We start from the raw sequence: 14,125 nt of genomic DNA on the forward strand, positions 1-14,125 counted from the left end.
TTTACGGGAGGGCCGCCGCCACTCCCCCGATCACTACCGTCTCACTCGGACGCGGCGGAGGCCCTTCCTGCTGGTCGAGCAGCCCCGCAGGGGCGTCCCCATGCTGGTCGAGCAGCCCCGCAGGGGCGTATCGAGACCCGCCCTCATCAGCAGGGCGGATCTGCAGACTCGTCCTTCTGACGCTGGTGGATCTCGATACGCCCGCTCCGCGGGCTACTCGATCAGCATGGACGTCCCGACACCGACAGGGTGATCTGCCTCCGAGCACGAAGACCCTTCCGAGCACCCGCAGCCTCCGCTCCGCGCCGAGGATCGGATCGCGGACGAGCCCGCGCCGGCGACGGACCGCCCACACCACCGGCTCGGCGACCGACGCTTCAGGGACGTCGTCGCGAAGGAGGCAGAACGCCGTGCGGTGCACTCCGGAGATCGCCGCGACGTGCATCGACCGACTCGCCGACGCGACGACGGCGGCCGACAGTCCGCCTCCGCTGAGGGAGGCCACCCGCAGCAGCCGCCCGTCCCGCTCCACCGCGACGAGGCGACCCTCGCGCGCCAGCAGCGTTCCGAGCCGAGTCACCGAGTCCATAGATCAGGACTCGCTTCCCGTGTTGCTCTCACCGCTGTTCGTCTCGAAGCGTCTCCAGGGGTGCAGGGCATAGATCGGCTCCTCACCCGCGTCATTGAACGGACTCCTCACGACGAATTCGATGGCGGCCGCCTCCATGAGAGGCGGACCGACCTCGACGTCGAACTCCTCGACCAGAGCCGCGAGCCAGGCGCGGACGTTCTCCTCACGCCCCCACTTGACGACGACATCGGTCCGCACATCTCCGAGCTGGACGAACTCCCGGCTGAACGTGAGCTCGATGCACTTCTCGTCCGCCGGCGATGAGCACGGGCTGCACAGGACGTAGAAGGCCTCGACTCCGGCCGAGCCGGTGAAACCGACACCTCCGCGATCGAGCAGCCGGTCGATCCCCTCGTCGCCAGGCATCATTCCAACTCAGCGCGAGAGTCGTCCAGCAGGGCGTTGCGGCCGAACTCTCGCTGCGCTCTCCCGTTCTTCCTCTCCTCGGGCGCGTGGGTTCGAGCGAGGATCGCGCGGGTGGTCACGGTGAGCACGGCCGCCCCGGCGAAAATCGACGCCTCGATCCACGCGTGGGCCGCGAGAAGGAGCCCGAAGAGCGGAACGGACACCAGCACGGGAACCAGCAGGCCCTCGACGCCACCGCCGCGAGGGGAAGCACCAGACACCATCACCGACGCCCTTCCCTTCGAGTCCAGTCCTCCGCAGCATGATGCCGAGCTCCGCACGGGGGCGCGGACGACGATTCCCTGAGGGTGACGTCCTGCCACGTGTCCGCCGCAGCCTAGTTGACATACCCTCAGCATTGAGAGGGAGTGCACAAAGGGGACGCGATCCGCCCCGTCCGACCGATAGCCGAGCGATGCTCTCGAACCCGTAACGACGCGTTCACACCCGGCGCATAGATTCGAAGGCGTTCACACTCCACCGATCACGCGAACAGGAAACCGATGCGCACACTCCGCGCCGCAAGCCTCCTCGCCGTCATCGCGCTCGGGGCGGCCACCGCCGCTCCCCTCGCGAGCGCGGCCACCCTCGACGACGGCGTCGAGCTCACCCTGGTGTCGACGACCGACACGCACGGGCACGTCTACAACTGGGACTACTTCGCGAACGCGCCCTACGAGGGCGAGGACACGCTCGGCCTCACCCGCGTCGCGACCGAGGTCGACCGCCTCCGCGCCGAGAAGGGCGACGACTCCGTCCTCGTCTTCGACAACGGCGACGCGATCCAGGGCACGCCCCTCACCTACTACTACGGCCTCGGCGACGGCGCCGCGGGCGTCCTCTCGGGCGAGACGACGCACCCGATGGCCACCGCGTTCAACACCATCGGCTACGACGCGCAGGTCGTCGGCAACCACGAGTTCAACTACGGCCTCGACATGCTGAGCGCCTACGAGGGCGATCTGAACGCCCCGCTGCTCGGCGCGAACGTCGTCGACGTCGCGACCGGCGAGCCGTACCAGAAGCCGTACACCGTGATCGAGCGCGAGATCGACGGCGAGACCGTGCGGGTCGGCGTGCTCGGCCTGGTCACCCCGGGCGTCCGCGTCTGGGACAAGCAGTACGTCGACGGCGTGCTCGAGTTCCGCGACATGGTCGAGACCGCGAAGGAGTGGGTCCCGAAGGTCGAGGCCGAGGCCGACGTGGTCGTCGTCCTCGCGCACACCGGCCAGGGCACCGTCCCGGACGCCGAGTACGACCCGGCCGACCTCAACGAGGACGTCGTCAACAACATCGCGACGCAGGTCCCCGGCATCGACGTGGTCGTCGCCGGCCACAGCCACCAGGACGTCCCCGAGACGCTCTACACGAACGTCGCCGGCGAGCAGGTCCTCGTCACCCAGCCGTACTTCTGGGCGCAGGGGCTCACCGAGGTGACCCTGAACCTGGTGAAGGACGCCGCGGGCGACCTGCAGGTCGACTGGACCGAGGGCAGCGCTCCCGTCGTCACCCCGGTCTACGCGCGCGACATCGCCGAGGAGTCGACCGCCGTGGTCGACGCCCTCGCCGAGCCGCACGCGACCACGATCGAGTACGTGAACACCCCCGTGGCCGAGTCGCTCGAGGAGCTCTCGGCCGAGACCTCGCGCTACGAGGACACCCCGATCATCGACTTCATCAACAACGTCCAGGCCGAGACGGTCGACGCCGCGCTCGAGGGCACGGAGTGGGCCGACGTCCCGGTCATCTCGCAGGCGTCGCCGTTCTCGCGCACCGCGGTCTTCCCGAAGGGGCAGGTCACGATCCGCGACATCGCCGGTCTCTACATCTACGAGAACACCCTCCGGGGCGTCGAGATGACGGGCGCGGAGGTGCGCGACTACCTCGAGTACTCGGCGCGCTACTTCAACCAGGTCGCCCCGGGCGCTCCGTTCGACCCGGCCACCGGCACGAACGCGATCACCGCGGACCGCCCCACGGGCATCCCGGACTACAACTACGACGCGCTCTCGGGCCTCGACTACGTCATCGACATCTCGCAGCCGGCCGGCTCCCGGATCCGCGACCTGACGCAGCTCGACGGCACCCCCGTCGCCGACGACGACCGCTTCGTGATGGCCGTCAACAACTACCGGCAGAGCGGTGGCGGGGCCTACCCGGCCGTCGCCGCGGCTCCCCTCGTCTACGACGAGCGGCTCGAGATCCGGCAGCTGCTGATCGACTGGGCGAGCGCGCGCGGCGTGATCGACCAGGCGGACTTCTTCGACCAGAACTGGTCGCTGACGTCGGTCGCGGCCGAGGTCCCGGCCGAGCCCGGCACGCCCGGCACGCCCGGCCAGCCCGGCACGCCCGCGCCCGGCCAGCCTGAGCCCGGCCAGCCCGAGCCGACCGAGCAGCCGACGGCCACCCCGGTGCCGCTGCCCTCCGCCACGCCCGTCCCCGTCGCCGGGGGCTCGCACTCCGGACCGCTCGCGAACACCGGCGTCGACGCGGCCTCCTCCGCAGGAGGCGCGGCTCTGCTGCTGCTCGCCGGCATCGCGCTGACGGTGCTCCGCCGCCGCCGCTCCGCCTCGCACTCGGAGTAGCCGCCCGCACCACCCGCACGACCGGACGGCGCCGCCCTCACTCCCGAGGGCGGCGCCGTCTCGCGTTCCAGGCGGCGAGCACGCCCGTCGACCACAGCGCCCAGAGCACGAGCAGCGGCTGGAAGACCAGCCGGATCGCCCGGGCAGCGTCGGTCTCGAGGCCGAAGGCCGGAGTCCGGGTGACGAGCTGCGAGACGTTCCCGGGGAACACCGCGACGAAGAAGGCGGCGACGACGATCCCCACCAGCACCCGCCGGCGCCGCAGCAGCAGGAGCGCGAGCCCGAGCGCGATCTCGACGACACCGGATGCCAGGACGACGAAGTCCGCATCGAACGGCAGCCACGGCGGAACCTGCGCCTGGAAGGACCGCCGCGCGAAGGTCAGGTGCCCCGTCCCCGCGAACACGAGCACGAGGCCCAGGAGGATGCGGGCGATCGTGCGCGGGAGGCTCATCGCCCCAGTCTGCGCCCGCGGTTCCCGCGCTCCGGCTGCACCGCCCCGTATCCTCGATACCGCGCGCGCCGCGCCACCCCGTCATTACCGCCCTGTCCGCAGACCGTGAAACGAGTTCCATGAGCACCCTGCCCCGCCTGATGGCCTTCGACCTCGACGACACCCTCGCCGCCTCGAAGTCCCCCGTGGACCCGGTGATGGCCGACCTCTTCGTCAAGCTGCTGCAGGCGACGGAGGTGTGCATCATCTCCGGCGGCCAGATCGGCCAGTTCCGGATGCAGGTGCTCGACCGCCTCGAGGGCGCCGACCCCGCCGTGCTGGCGAAGCTGCACCTGATGCCCACCTGCGGCACGCAGTACTACCGCTACGAGAACGGCGACTGGGCGCAGATCTACGCCGAGAACCTCACCGACGACGAGAAGTCCCGCGCGCTCGCCGCCGTCGAGGAGAAGGCCAAGGAGCTCGGCTACTGGGAGTCCGAGACCTGGGGCCCGATCCTCGAGGACCGTGACTCGCAGATCACCTTCTCCGCGCTCGGCCAGGCCGCTCCGGTGCCGGTGAAGCAGGCCTGGGACCCGACCGGCGAGAAGAAGAACACCCTCCGCGAGGCCGTCCAGGCCGTGCTGCCCGACCTCGAGGTCCGCTCCGGCGGCTCCACCTCGGTCGACATCACCCGCAAGGGCATCGACAAGGCCTACGGGATGAACAAGCTCACCGAGCTCACCGGCATCCCCCTCGACGAGATGATCTTCGTCGGCGACCGCCTCGACCCCGACGGCAACGACTACCCCGTCAAGGCGATGGGCGTCGAGACCTTCGCCGTCGAGGGCTGGCACGACACCGCCGCCTACCTCCGCTCCTACGGCCTGTAGGTCTCTGCGAGCCCGGTCCTCCCCCGCGAGATGCCACTTGTGCGCGCGACACGCCGCGAAAGTCCGTCACAAGTGGCATCTCGCGGGGAGGGCCGGGCTCGGGTCAGGCGTCCTCGCTGAGGGAGCCGGTGGCGGTGCCGTCGAGGGCGAGGCGGAGGCGGCGCGGCAGCTTCGCGACGATGATCGCGTGCGACTCCGCGAGCAGCTCCTGGACGAGGCCCTCCTCGACCCGGCCGCCCGCGTCGACGGTCACCCAGTGCTTCTTGTTGAGGTGGTAGCCGGGCTCGATGCCGTCGACGCCCGCGACGAGGTGCACGACGTTCTCGGGCAGCGCTTTGACGCTGACGACGGGCCGGCCGAACCGCTCCATCTCGAGCGCGAAGACCTTGCCCTCGACCTTCCACACCCGCGTCTCCGGGCCGAAGGGGAAGCTCGCGCCTGCGCCCGGCAGGTCGGCGAGGAAGGACTCGAGCGCGGCGGTGTCCATGCGTCCATCATGCCCGCAGAGGTGCCGCCCGCGTAGGCTCGTCCTGTCGTCCGTCCAGCCAGTGGAGCAGTCTCCGCCGTCGGAACGACCGGAATCGGATCCGACCATGCCAGACCCCACGACCACCTCGACCTCCGCTCTGAGCCGTGCGACCGGGAGTTACGCGCGGGCGTTCGCCCTCCCGGGGTCGCTCGCCTTCTCCTCGGCCGGCTGGCTCGGCCGCTTCCCCAAGGGCAGCCTCGCGATCGGGGTGCTCGTCCTCGTGTCTGCGCAGTCGGGCAGCTACGCGCTCGGCGGCGCGGTCTCCGGCGCGCTGACCCTCGCCCTCGCCGTGACCGGGCCGCTCTGGTCGCGGGTGATGGACCGCTGGGGGCAGCGCCGGGCGCTCGCCCTGTCGCTCCCGGTCCTCGTCGCCGCCTCGCTCGGGCTCGTCGCCGCCGTGCTGCTGGGCGCTCCCGTCTGGACCTGGTTCGCGCTCGGGATCCTCGCCGGCGCGGCCGTCCTCGACGTCGGCTCGGCCGTCCGCTCGCGCTGGAGCGCCGCGACCTCGGACCCGGGGCTGCGGCACACCGCGTACTCGGTCGAGTCGGTGGCGGACGAGGCGGCCTTCGTGGTCGCGCCGCCGATCGTCACCCTGCTGGCCTCGCTCGTGCACCCGGCGGCCGGCGTCCTGGTCGGCCTCGGGATCGGCGTGGCCGGCGGTGTCGCGCTGCTCGTGCAGACGGGGACGCAGCCGGCGCTCGCTCCGGTGCGCTCGGCCGCGTCGCCCGCGCGGGAGCGGCTGCCGCTCGGTCTCGTCGGCATCGTGGCGGTCTTCGCGACCATCGGCGGGGTCTTCGGCTCGTTCAACGTCGCGGCGATCGCGACCGCGGAGGCGTCCGGGGCGGGAGCCGCCTCGGGGCTGCTGCTCTCGGCGTACAGCATCGGCAGCGTGCTCACCGGGGTGGTCGTGGGTGCCGCGCGCCTGCCCGGCGGTCCGCGCTCGAGGTTCCTGGTGGCGGGCGCCGTCTTCGGAGTGGTGGTGCCGGTGCTCGTGCTCGCCGGGTCGCTGCCCGTGCTGATCGCGCTGGCCTTCGTCGCCGGCCTCGCGACGTCGCCGCTGCTGATCACCGGCTCGAGCCTCGTCGAGTCGATCGCCCCGCGCAGCCGCCTCACCGAAGCCCTCGCCTGGCCGCCGACCGGCATCGCCCTCGGCGCCACCGCCGGCTCCACCCTGAGCGGCCTGGCCGTCGAGGCCCTCGGCCCGCAGTCCGGCTTCCTGGTCACCGCCGGCGCGGCGGCGCTGGGCGCCCTGCTGACCCTCGCGACGGTCCTGCTCCTCCGCCGCCGCGCCGCCCCTGCGGCGACGCACTCGTCCCGCTGACCGAACACCCAGCCGAGGAGCCCGCACAGCGGGCACACTTCTGCCGCGTCGAGCGGCCCGCGAAGAGGGCCCCGCTTCATGCTGATCTCGTAGCCCGCGCAGCGGGCGTATCGAGATCCACCCACCGAACGACGGTGGGTCTCGATACGCCCCTGCGGGGCTACTCGACCAGCATGCGGCGGGGACGGCAATCCTGCACCGCCTCAGCCTGATCGTCGTCCGGTCGCGGTGATCGCAAGGCGGAGGAGGGAGGCGTAGCGGAGCTACGGCGACCGACGACAACGCCGCGAGCGCCGCGGCCGGGCGGCGATCAGTCCGCGCCGAGGATGACGATGGCGGCCGTGGGGGGCAGCGCGTCCTCGTGGTAGCGCTCGATCTCGGGGATCGCGGCGGGGTCGGCCTGCTCGAGGAAGCCGGTGAGGCGCGCGACCTCGTCGGTCTCGCCGATCGACTCGGCGGCGCGGCGGAGGGCGTAGAGGGAGAGCAGGAAGCCGCGGTTGGGACCGTGGCGCCACGGGATGGGGCCCTGGCCGCGCCAGCCGGCGGTGCGGAGCAGGTCGAGGCCGCGGTGATAGCCGACGCGCGCGTAGGCGTAGGACGGCAGCGCCGCGTCGATCCCCCACACGCTGTCCGCGAGGAGAGCCCAGGCCAGCGGTGAGCGCGGGTGGGCCGCCGCGAGCGCGGCGAACTCGACGGCTCCCGGGTTCGCGTGCTTGGCGAGGGCCGCGGTGATCGCGGGCTCGTCCGGGAGGAGGGTCGGTTCGGGGCCCAGCAGGTTCTCGCCATTCATGTCCTCAGGGTAACCCGCTCCCGCTGTGCCCCTCCGGGGCAGCCCGTCGACTCCCCCGTCCGGGCTGCGCCGATAGCATCGACCCCATGGCGACGAAGCGCAGCGAGGTCGAGGCCTGGCTCACGGACATGGACGGCGTGCTGGTGCACGAGAACCAGGCGCTCCCCGGCGCGCCCGAGCTCATCCAGGAGTGGACGGACGCGGGCACCCCGTTCCTGGTGCTCACGAACAACTCGATCTTCACCCCGCGCGATCTCGCGGCGCGGTTGCGGGCGTCGGGGCTGCACGTGCCCGAGGAGCGGATCTGGACGAGCGCCCTCGCGACCGCCGACTTCTGCGCCTCGCAGATGCCGGGTGGCAGCGCCTTCGTGATCGGCGAGGCCGGCATCACCACGGCCCTGCACGAGGCGGGCTTCATCATGACCGAGACCGCGCCGGACTACGTCGTCGTCGGCGAGACCCGCAACTACAGCTTCGAGGCGATCACGAAGGCGATCCGCCTGATCGTCGGGGGCGCCCGCTTCATCGTGACCAACCCCGACGCGACCGGCCCGAGCGCCGAGGGCGTCATGCCCGCGACGGGCGCGATCGCCGCCCTGATCACGAAGGCCACCGGCAAGGACCCGTACGTGGTCGGCAAGCCGAACCCGATGATGTTCCGCTCGGCGATGAACAAGATCGGCGCGCACAGCGAGAACACCGGCATGATCGGCGACCGGATGGACACCGACATCGTCGCCGGCATCGAGGCCGGCCTGCACACCGTCCTCGTCCTCACCGGCATCAGCGACCGCGCCGAGATGGACCGCTACCCGTTCCGCCCCGACGAGGTGCTGACCGGCGTGCACGAGCTGCTCTCGACCGACCCGTACGAGACCGAGTTCCCGCCGGACGACCAGATCCTCTGACCGCCGCCCCGGCCCGCCGCTCCTCACCCCCGACCTGCCGACACTCCAGAAGCTGCGGTAGTCGCCCACTCCGACTCCTCCGAAGTCGCGGTAGTCGAGCGCGAGTACCGCAACTCTTGGAGAGTGGGAGGGGGAAGGGGGCGCCCGGCTGCTCAGAAGCGGACGTGCTGGAGGATCCAGGCGTGCATCGCCACGGCGGCGGCGGCCGAGGCGTTGATCGAGCGGGTCGAGCCGAACTGCGAGATCTCGAGCACGGCGACGGAGGCGGCGATCGCCTCCTCCGAGAGGCCCGGCCCCTCCTGCCCGAACAGCAGCACGCAGCGCTCCGGCAGCGCGAACGTCTCGATCGGCACGCAGCCGGGCACGTTGTCGATCGCGAGCAGCGGGACGTCCTCCGCCTCGGCCCAGCGGGCGAGGTCGGCGACGGTCTCGTGGTGCTGCACGTGCTGGTAGCGGTCGGTGACCATCGCGCCGCGCTTGTTCCAGCGCCGGCGCCCGACGATGTGCACGCTCTCGGCGCCGAACGCATTGGCGCTGCGCACGATCGAGCCGATGTTCATGTCGTGCTGCCAGTTCTCGATGGCGACGTGGAAGGGGTGCCGCGACGCGTCGAGCTCGGCGACGATCGCGTCCATCCGCCAATAGCGGAAGCGGTCGATCACGTTGCGGGAATCACCGCGCTCGAGCAGCTCGGGATCGAGGCGGTCGTCGTCGGGTCGCGGACCGACCCACGGCCCCACGCCGTTCGTCGTCGCCTCGGGGGAGGCGGAGGGCCCGGCCTCGTCCACGTGTCGCGCCGCCCGGCCTAGGCCGACGGGGTGCCGTCGACCGAGCCGAGCATGTCGCCGCCGCCGGCGCGGTCGACGAAGCAGTAGTAGCTGCGCTCGCCGGCGTCCCACTGCTCCTGGGTCACGGGGTAGGAGGCGGACACCTGCACGTCGCCGTACGCCTCGGCACCCGCGATGTCGACGACGCCCTGCGCCTGGCAGAGCGAGGAGACCGAGACGGCCAGCGCGTCCTGGCCCGGGAAGGTCGCGTCGGTCAGCTCACCGGTCGCGACCATCTCGCCGGTGTGGGCGGTGGCGCAGTCGACGACCGTGAACTGCTCGGCCCAGACCGTGTCGAACGGCTGGAGGCACTCCCCGCCCAGCAGCGCCGTCCAGGCGTAGCTGCCGGCCGGCAGCGGGCCGACGGTGGGCAGGGCGGCGGTGGGCGTCGCACTCGGCTCGGACGGAGCGGCGGTCGTCGCGGCCGGGGCCGGCGCGGCCTCCTGGTCGCCGTTCGAGCCGACGGCGATCCCGATGGCGAGGATCGCGCCGAGCAGGAGCACGACGCCGACGGCGATCAGGCCGATCAGCAGGCGCCGCCGGCTTCGGGCGCGGTCGGGGCCGGGCGCGCCGACGCTCGTGACGGAGGGGACGGGAGCGGGGGCCGGTGACTTCGCGGGCTTCTCGGCGCGGGGCTTCTCGGCGCGGGGCTTGCGGGTCGAGCGCTTGGCGGCGTTGACGTGCGCGCGAGCGGGAGTGCTGAACGGCGCGACGGCCGGGGCGGCGGACTCGTCCTCGCCGGACGTCCCCTCCGCATCGGTGGTCGCCTCGCCGGTCGGCTCGCCGGAGGCGGTGCCGTCGTCGTCCGGCTCGAGGTTCCAGGCGTAGGCGCCGGCGGTCTCGCGCCAGAGCTCCTCGTCGCCGCCGTCGTCCTCGGGCTCGTCGCGCGGGGCGACGACGTCCTCCCACACCGGCGGCTCGTCCCAGCCGCCGCGGGGGTCGGGCCACTGGTACACGCTGGGCGCCGCGGGCTCGCGCGGCTCGGGCTCGGTCGCACCCTCGGGTCGGTCGCGGCGCGCCTCGGAGCGGCGCCCTCGCTCGCGGAGCGCCGGGGGCGCGGTCGGCAGATCGTCGACCGGCGGTGCCGCGGGCAGGACGGGCGCGGCGGGCGCGGGCTCGGCCTGCGCGACGGGCGACTCCGGCGCGGGAGCCGCGACGGGGCCCGGGGCGGCCGGCGACTGCGGGAGCACCGGGCCGAGCGGGAAGCGCGGCGAGGGCGTGACCGGTCGCTCGGGAGCGGACTCCGCGGTGGTCGAGTCGTCCGCTGCGGGCCTCGACCGGGGAGCGGTGAAGGCGGCCCAGATGTCGCGGCGCGCGGAGGCGGCGTCGGCCTCCGGATCGGACGCGGGCTCCACGGGCGTCTGCGCGTCGTCCTCCGCGGGCGCCGCGTCCGTGGTCGGCGGTGCGGGGGCGGGGTCCGGCTGGACGACGGTCTCAGGAGCGGAGCCGGGCTCGGGCTCGACGGGCCGCACGGCATCGACCGGCTGCTCGACGTCGGCCTGCTGCTCGGGATCGACCCGCTGCTCGGAATCGAAGCGCTGCTCGGAATCGACGCGCTGCTCGGAATCGACGGGACGCTCGGCAGCGACGGGGCGCTCGTCCTCGACGGGGCGCTCGTCCTCGACGGGGCGCTCGTCCTCGACGGACTGCTCGGCAGCGACGGGGCGCTCGAACGGGCCGTCCTGCTCGGTCTCACCGGCCTGCTCGATCGGGCCGGCCTGCTCGGCCTCATCGGCCCGCTCGGTCCCGTCGGCCTGCTCGATGCTGACGGCCGGTTCGGACCCGGCGCGGCGCTCGACGTCCGCCGACTGCTCGACGACCGACTGCTCGACGACGGACTGCTCGCCCGCGACGGACCGCTCAGCGTCGATGGCGCGCCCCACCTCGGCAGGCTGCTCCACCTCGGTGGAGTTTCGCGTCTCCGCGGGCTGCCCGGCCTCGGTCGGGTCCTGCGTCTCCGTGGGCTGCTCCTCCTTGGCGGGCGCCGCCTCGGTCGCGGGCGCAGGCTCGGGTGCGGCCTCGGGCGCAGGGCTGCGCGGGGCGTCGAAGATGCTCTTCAGGCGGCCGCCGCTCAGCTGCTCGAGGAGCCACTCGCTGCCGCCGGCGCGGCGCTCGGGCTCGGGCTGCTCGTCGCGCCCGCCGTCAGGCTGGTCGCCGCGCTCGCGGCCGTCGTCGTCCACCATCAGCTCAGCCCGAGGTCGGCCAGCCCGATCGCGGCGAAGTAGGGGTAGCCGGCGCCCTCGATGATCTCGCGGGCCCCGGTCGCGCGGTCGACGACGACGGCGACTCCGGCGATCTCGGCGCCGACCTTCAGCAGGGCCTCGATCGCAGCGAGCGGGGAGCCGCCGGTGGTGGAGGTGTCCTCGACGACGACGACGCGCTTGCCGGCGAGGTCCGGGCCCTCGACCTGGCGGCCGCGGCCGTGGTCCTTGGGTGCCTTGCGCACGACGAAGGCGTCGTACTCGAGTCCGCGGAGGACGCCGCGGTGCAGGATCGCGGACGCGATCGGGTCGGCGCCCATCGTCAGACCGCCGACGGCGTCGACCCGCTCGATCGGGGCGATGAGGTCGAGCATGACGTCGCCGATGAGCGGGGCGACCCGGTGGTCCAGGCTGACGCGCCGCAGGTCGACGTAGTAGCTCGCCTTCTTGCCGCTCGTCAGGGTGAAGTCCCCGTGGAAGACGGCGTCGGAGCCGATGTACTCGATGAGCTGCTGGCGTGCGTCGGTCACGCGCCTACTCTACGGGGCACGCCTACGGCGCGGACTCGGCCCCGCCCGCGCGCGTCGCACCGGCCTTCTCGCCCTGTCCCTCCTCGGCTCCCCCGCGGAACTGGGTCATGTAGAGGTCGTAGTACGCGCCGCGGCGCTGGAGCAGCGCCTCGTGAGCGCCCTGCTCGACGATGCGGCCGGCCTCCATCACCAGGATCGTGTCGGCGTCCCGGATCGTGGAGAGGCGGTGCGCGATGACGAACGAGGTGCGGTCGGTGCGCAGCGCCGCCATCGCGTGCTGGACGAGCAGCTCGGTGCGGGTGTCGACCGAGGAGGTCGCCTCGTCGAGGATGAGCAGCGACGGGTTGGCGAGGAACGCGCGGGCGATCGTGATCAGCTGGCGCTCACCGGCCGAGACGCTGCCGCCCTCGGCGTCGAGCACCGTGTCGTAGCCGTCGGGGAGCTGCTGCACGAAGCGGTCGACCATCGTCGCCCGGGCGGCGTCGACGATCTCCTCGTCGGTCGCGTCGAGGCGGCCGTAGCGGATGTTCTCGCGGATCGTGCCCTGGAACAGCCAGGCGTCCTGGAGCACCATGCCGACCCGCGAGCGCAGGTCGCCGCGGCCGATCCGGGTGATGTCGACGCCGTCGAGCAGGATCCGCCCGCCCGTGAGCTCGTAGAAGCGCATCACCAGGTTGACCAGCGTGGTCTTGCCGGCGCCGGTCGGACCGACGATCGCGACCGTCTGGCCCGGCTGGGCCGAGAAGGTCAGTCCCTCGATCAGCGGCTGCTCCGGGTCGTAGGAGAAGGAGACGTCCTGGAACTCGACGTGGCCGTCGGTGCGCTCGGGCAGCGAGTCGACCGCGGTCTCCGGCTCCTGCTCGTCGGCGTCGAGCAGCTCGAAGGTGCGCTCGGCCGAGGCGACGCCCGACTGCAGCATGTTCGCCATGCTCGCGAGCTGGGTCACCGGCTGGGTGAACTCGCGCGAGTACTGGATGAACGCGGTCGCGTCGCCGAGGGTCAGCTGACCCGAGGCGACCCGGAGCCCGCCGACGACGGCGATCAGCACGTAGGAGAGGTAGGACACGAAGGTCATCGCCGGCATGATCATGCCCGAGACGAACTGGGCGCCGAACGAGGCCGAGTAGAGCGCGTCGTTCCGGCGGTCGAACTCCTCGAGCATCTCGCGGTCGCGGCCGAAGGTGCGGACGATCTCGAGGCCGGAGAAGGTCTCCTCGATGTGGCCGTTCAGCGCGCCGGTGTTCTTCCACTGCGCGGCGAAGAGCTTCTGCGAGCGGGCGCCGATGACGCCGGCGATCACGGCGGACAGCGGGATCGAGACCAGCGCGATCAGCGCGAGCTGCCAGGAGACGATGAACATCATCACGGCGATCCCGATGATGGTGAGCACCGACTGCACGAGCTGCGAGAACGCCTGCTGCAGCGCCGTCTGGATGTTGTCCACGTCGTTGGTCACCCGCGACATCACGTCGCCGCGCTGCCGGGTGTCGAAGTAGCGCAGCGGGAGGCGGTTGATCTTCGCCTCGATGTCCTGGCGCAGGCCGAAGACGACCCTCATCACGAGGCCGTTGAGGATGTAGCCCTGGGCCCACATCAGCACCGACGCGACGACGTACATCAGCAGCACGATGATGATCAGGCGCCCGAGGACGGTGAAGTCGATGCCCTCGCCGGGCACGATCGCGGTCTTGGAGAGCATGTCGGCGAAGGTGCCGTTGCCCTCGGCCCGCTGCTGCTCGATGATCTGCTCGAGCGGGACGCCGGCCGGCAGCTGCGAGCCGATGACGCCGTTGAAGATGGTGTCCATCGCCTGGCCGAGGATCTTCGGCGCGATGACGGTGAGGACGACCGACGCGGACACGAGCGCGACGACCAGGATCATCCGGGCGCGCTCGGGGCCGAGCAGGCTGAACAGCCGCTTGGCGGAGGGCCAGAAGTTCTGCGCCTTCCGGGCGGGCGGGCCGTCGCCGAACATGCCGCCGTCGCCCTCGCCGGGCTCGAACTCGGGCTCGAGCTCGGAGGACTCGGCGACCGGCGCCGTCTGGGCCTCGGTGTCGCGTGCGCGTGCCATC

Annotated in this window: 13 protein-coding genes; 4 read left to right on the plus strand and 9 right to left on the minus strand. The window is 72.3% G+C overall.

Annotated features, from left to right (window positions below; genetic code table 11):
• Window positions 1–592: 592 nt before the first annotated feature.
• Window positions 593–997 carry a hypothetical protein gene (locus MT355_RS09415; RefSeq protein ID WP_243599339.1) on the minus strand — a complete coding sequence of 135 codons (405 nt, stop codon included), beginning with the start codon at window positions 995–997 and terminating at the stop codon, window positions 593–595.
• Window positions 997–1,260 (minus strand): hypothetical protein, encoded by a 264-nt coding sequence (locus tag MT355_RS09420; RefSeq protein WP_243599340.1) that lies wholly within the window; start codon window positions 1,258–1,260, stop codon window positions 997–999. Before MT355_RS09420 ends, MT355_RS09415 begins: the two co-directional genes overlap by 1 nt.
• 279 nt (window positions 1,261–1,539) lie before the next feature.
• Here MT355_RS09420 and MT355_RS09425 point away from each other — a divergent pair, with 279 nt between their 5' ends.
• The gene (locus tag MT355_RS09425) at window positions 1,540–3,621 is read left to right on the plus strand and encodes a 5'-nucleotidase C-terminal domain-containing protein (protein ID WP_243599341.1); all 2,082 of its coding nucleotides are present in this window, start codon (window positions 1,540–1,542) and stop codon (window positions 3,619–3,621) included.
• A gap of 37 nt (window positions 3,622–3,658) precedes the next feature.
• Here MT355_RS09425 and MT355_RS09430 read toward each other — a convergent pair whose 3' ends face one another.
• Entirely contained in the window at window positions 3,659–4,075 is a 417-nt protein-coding gene (locus MT355_RS09430; protein WP_243599342.1) for a hypothetical protein, read from the minus strand.
• Between the two features lie 119 nt (window positions 4,076–4,194).
• On the opposite strand from MT355_RS09430, the gene MT355_RS09435 reads away from it, so the two are divergent.
• Window positions 4,195–4,947, plus strand: coding sequence for an HAD-IIB family hydrolase (locus tag MT355_RS09435; RefSeq protein ID WP_123447127.1), 753 nt, complete (start codon window positions 4,195–4,197; stop codon window positions 4,945–4,947).
• Window positions 4,948–5,050: 103 nt separating this feature from the next.
• Here the strand turns inward: MT355_RS09435 and MT355_RS09440 are convergent, their stop codons facing one another.
• Entirely contained in the window at window positions 5,051–5,434 is a 384-nt protein-coding gene (locus tag MT355_RS09440; protein WP_208110615.1) for an MmcQ/YjbR family DNA-binding protein, read from the minus strand.
• 106 nt (window positions 5,435–5,540) lie between these two features.
• On the opposite strand from MT355_RS09440, the gene MT355_RS09445 reads away from it, so the two are divergent.
• On the plus strand, window positions 5,541–6,797 hold the full coding sequence (locus MT355_RS09445) for an MFS transporter (RefSeq protein WP_243599343.1): 1,257 nt from the start codon (window positions 5,541–5,543) through the stop codon (window positions 6,795–6,797).
• Between the two features lie 310 nt (window positions 6,798–7,107).
• Here the strand turns inward: MT355_RS09445 and MT355_RS09450 are convergent, their stop codons facing one another.
• Window positions 7,108–7,587 (minus strand): DUF3151 domain-containing protein, encoded by a 480-nt coding sequence (locus MT355_RS09450; protein WP_123447130.1) that lies wholly within the window; start codon window positions 7,585–7,587, stop codon window positions 7,108–7,110.
• An 86-nt stretch (window positions 7,588–7,673) separates the two neighbouring features.
• Here MT355_RS09450 and MT355_RS09455 point away from each other — a divergent pair, with 86 nt between their 5' ends.
• Window positions 7,674–8,495, plus strand: coding sequence for an HAD-IIA family hydrolase (locus MT355_RS09455; protein WP_123447131.1), 822 nt, complete (start codon window positions 7,674–7,676; stop codon window positions 8,493–8,495).
• 152 nt (window positions 8,496–8,647) lie between these two features.
• Here MT355_RS09455 and MT355_RS09460 read toward each other — a convergent pair whose 3' ends face one another.
• The 4 genes from MT355_RS09460 to MT355_RS09475 are packed head-to-tail and all read right to left on the minus strand — an operon-like array spanning window position 8,648 to window position 14,124.
• A complete protein-coding gene (locus MT355_RS09460; protein ID WP_123736245.1) occupies window positions 8,648–9,283 on the minus strand; it encodes a TrmH family RNA methyltransferase in 636 nt (211 codons plus the stop codon).
• Window positions 9,284–9,300: 17 nt separating this feature from the next.
• Entirely contained in the window at window positions 9,301–11,505 is a 2,205-nt protein-coding gene (locus MT355_RS09465) for a septum formation family protein (protein ID WP_243599344.1), read from the minus strand.
• Complete coding sequence (pyrE, locus tag MT355_RS09470; protein WP_123447133.1) at window positions 11,505–12,053, minus strand: orotate phosphoribosyltransferase; 549 nt, start codon at window positions 12,051–12,053, stop codon at window positions 11,505–11,507. The genes MT355_RS09465 and pyrE overlap by 1 nt, the downstream gene beginning before the upstream one ends.
• A gap of 22 nt (window positions 12,054–12,075) precedes the next feature.
• A complete protein-coding gene (locus MT355_RS09475) occupies window positions 12,076–14,124 on the minus strand; it encodes an ABC transporter ATP-binding protein (RefSeq protein ID WP_279392292.1) in 2,049 nt (682 codons plus the stop codon).
• Window position 14,125: the final 1 nt, after the last annotated feature.

This window comes from Rathayibacter sp. VKM Ac-2929 (assembly GCF_022815495.1).
Lineage (GTDB): Bacteria > Actinomycetota > Actinomycetes > Actinomycetales > Microbacteriaceae > Rathayibacter > Rathayibacter festucae.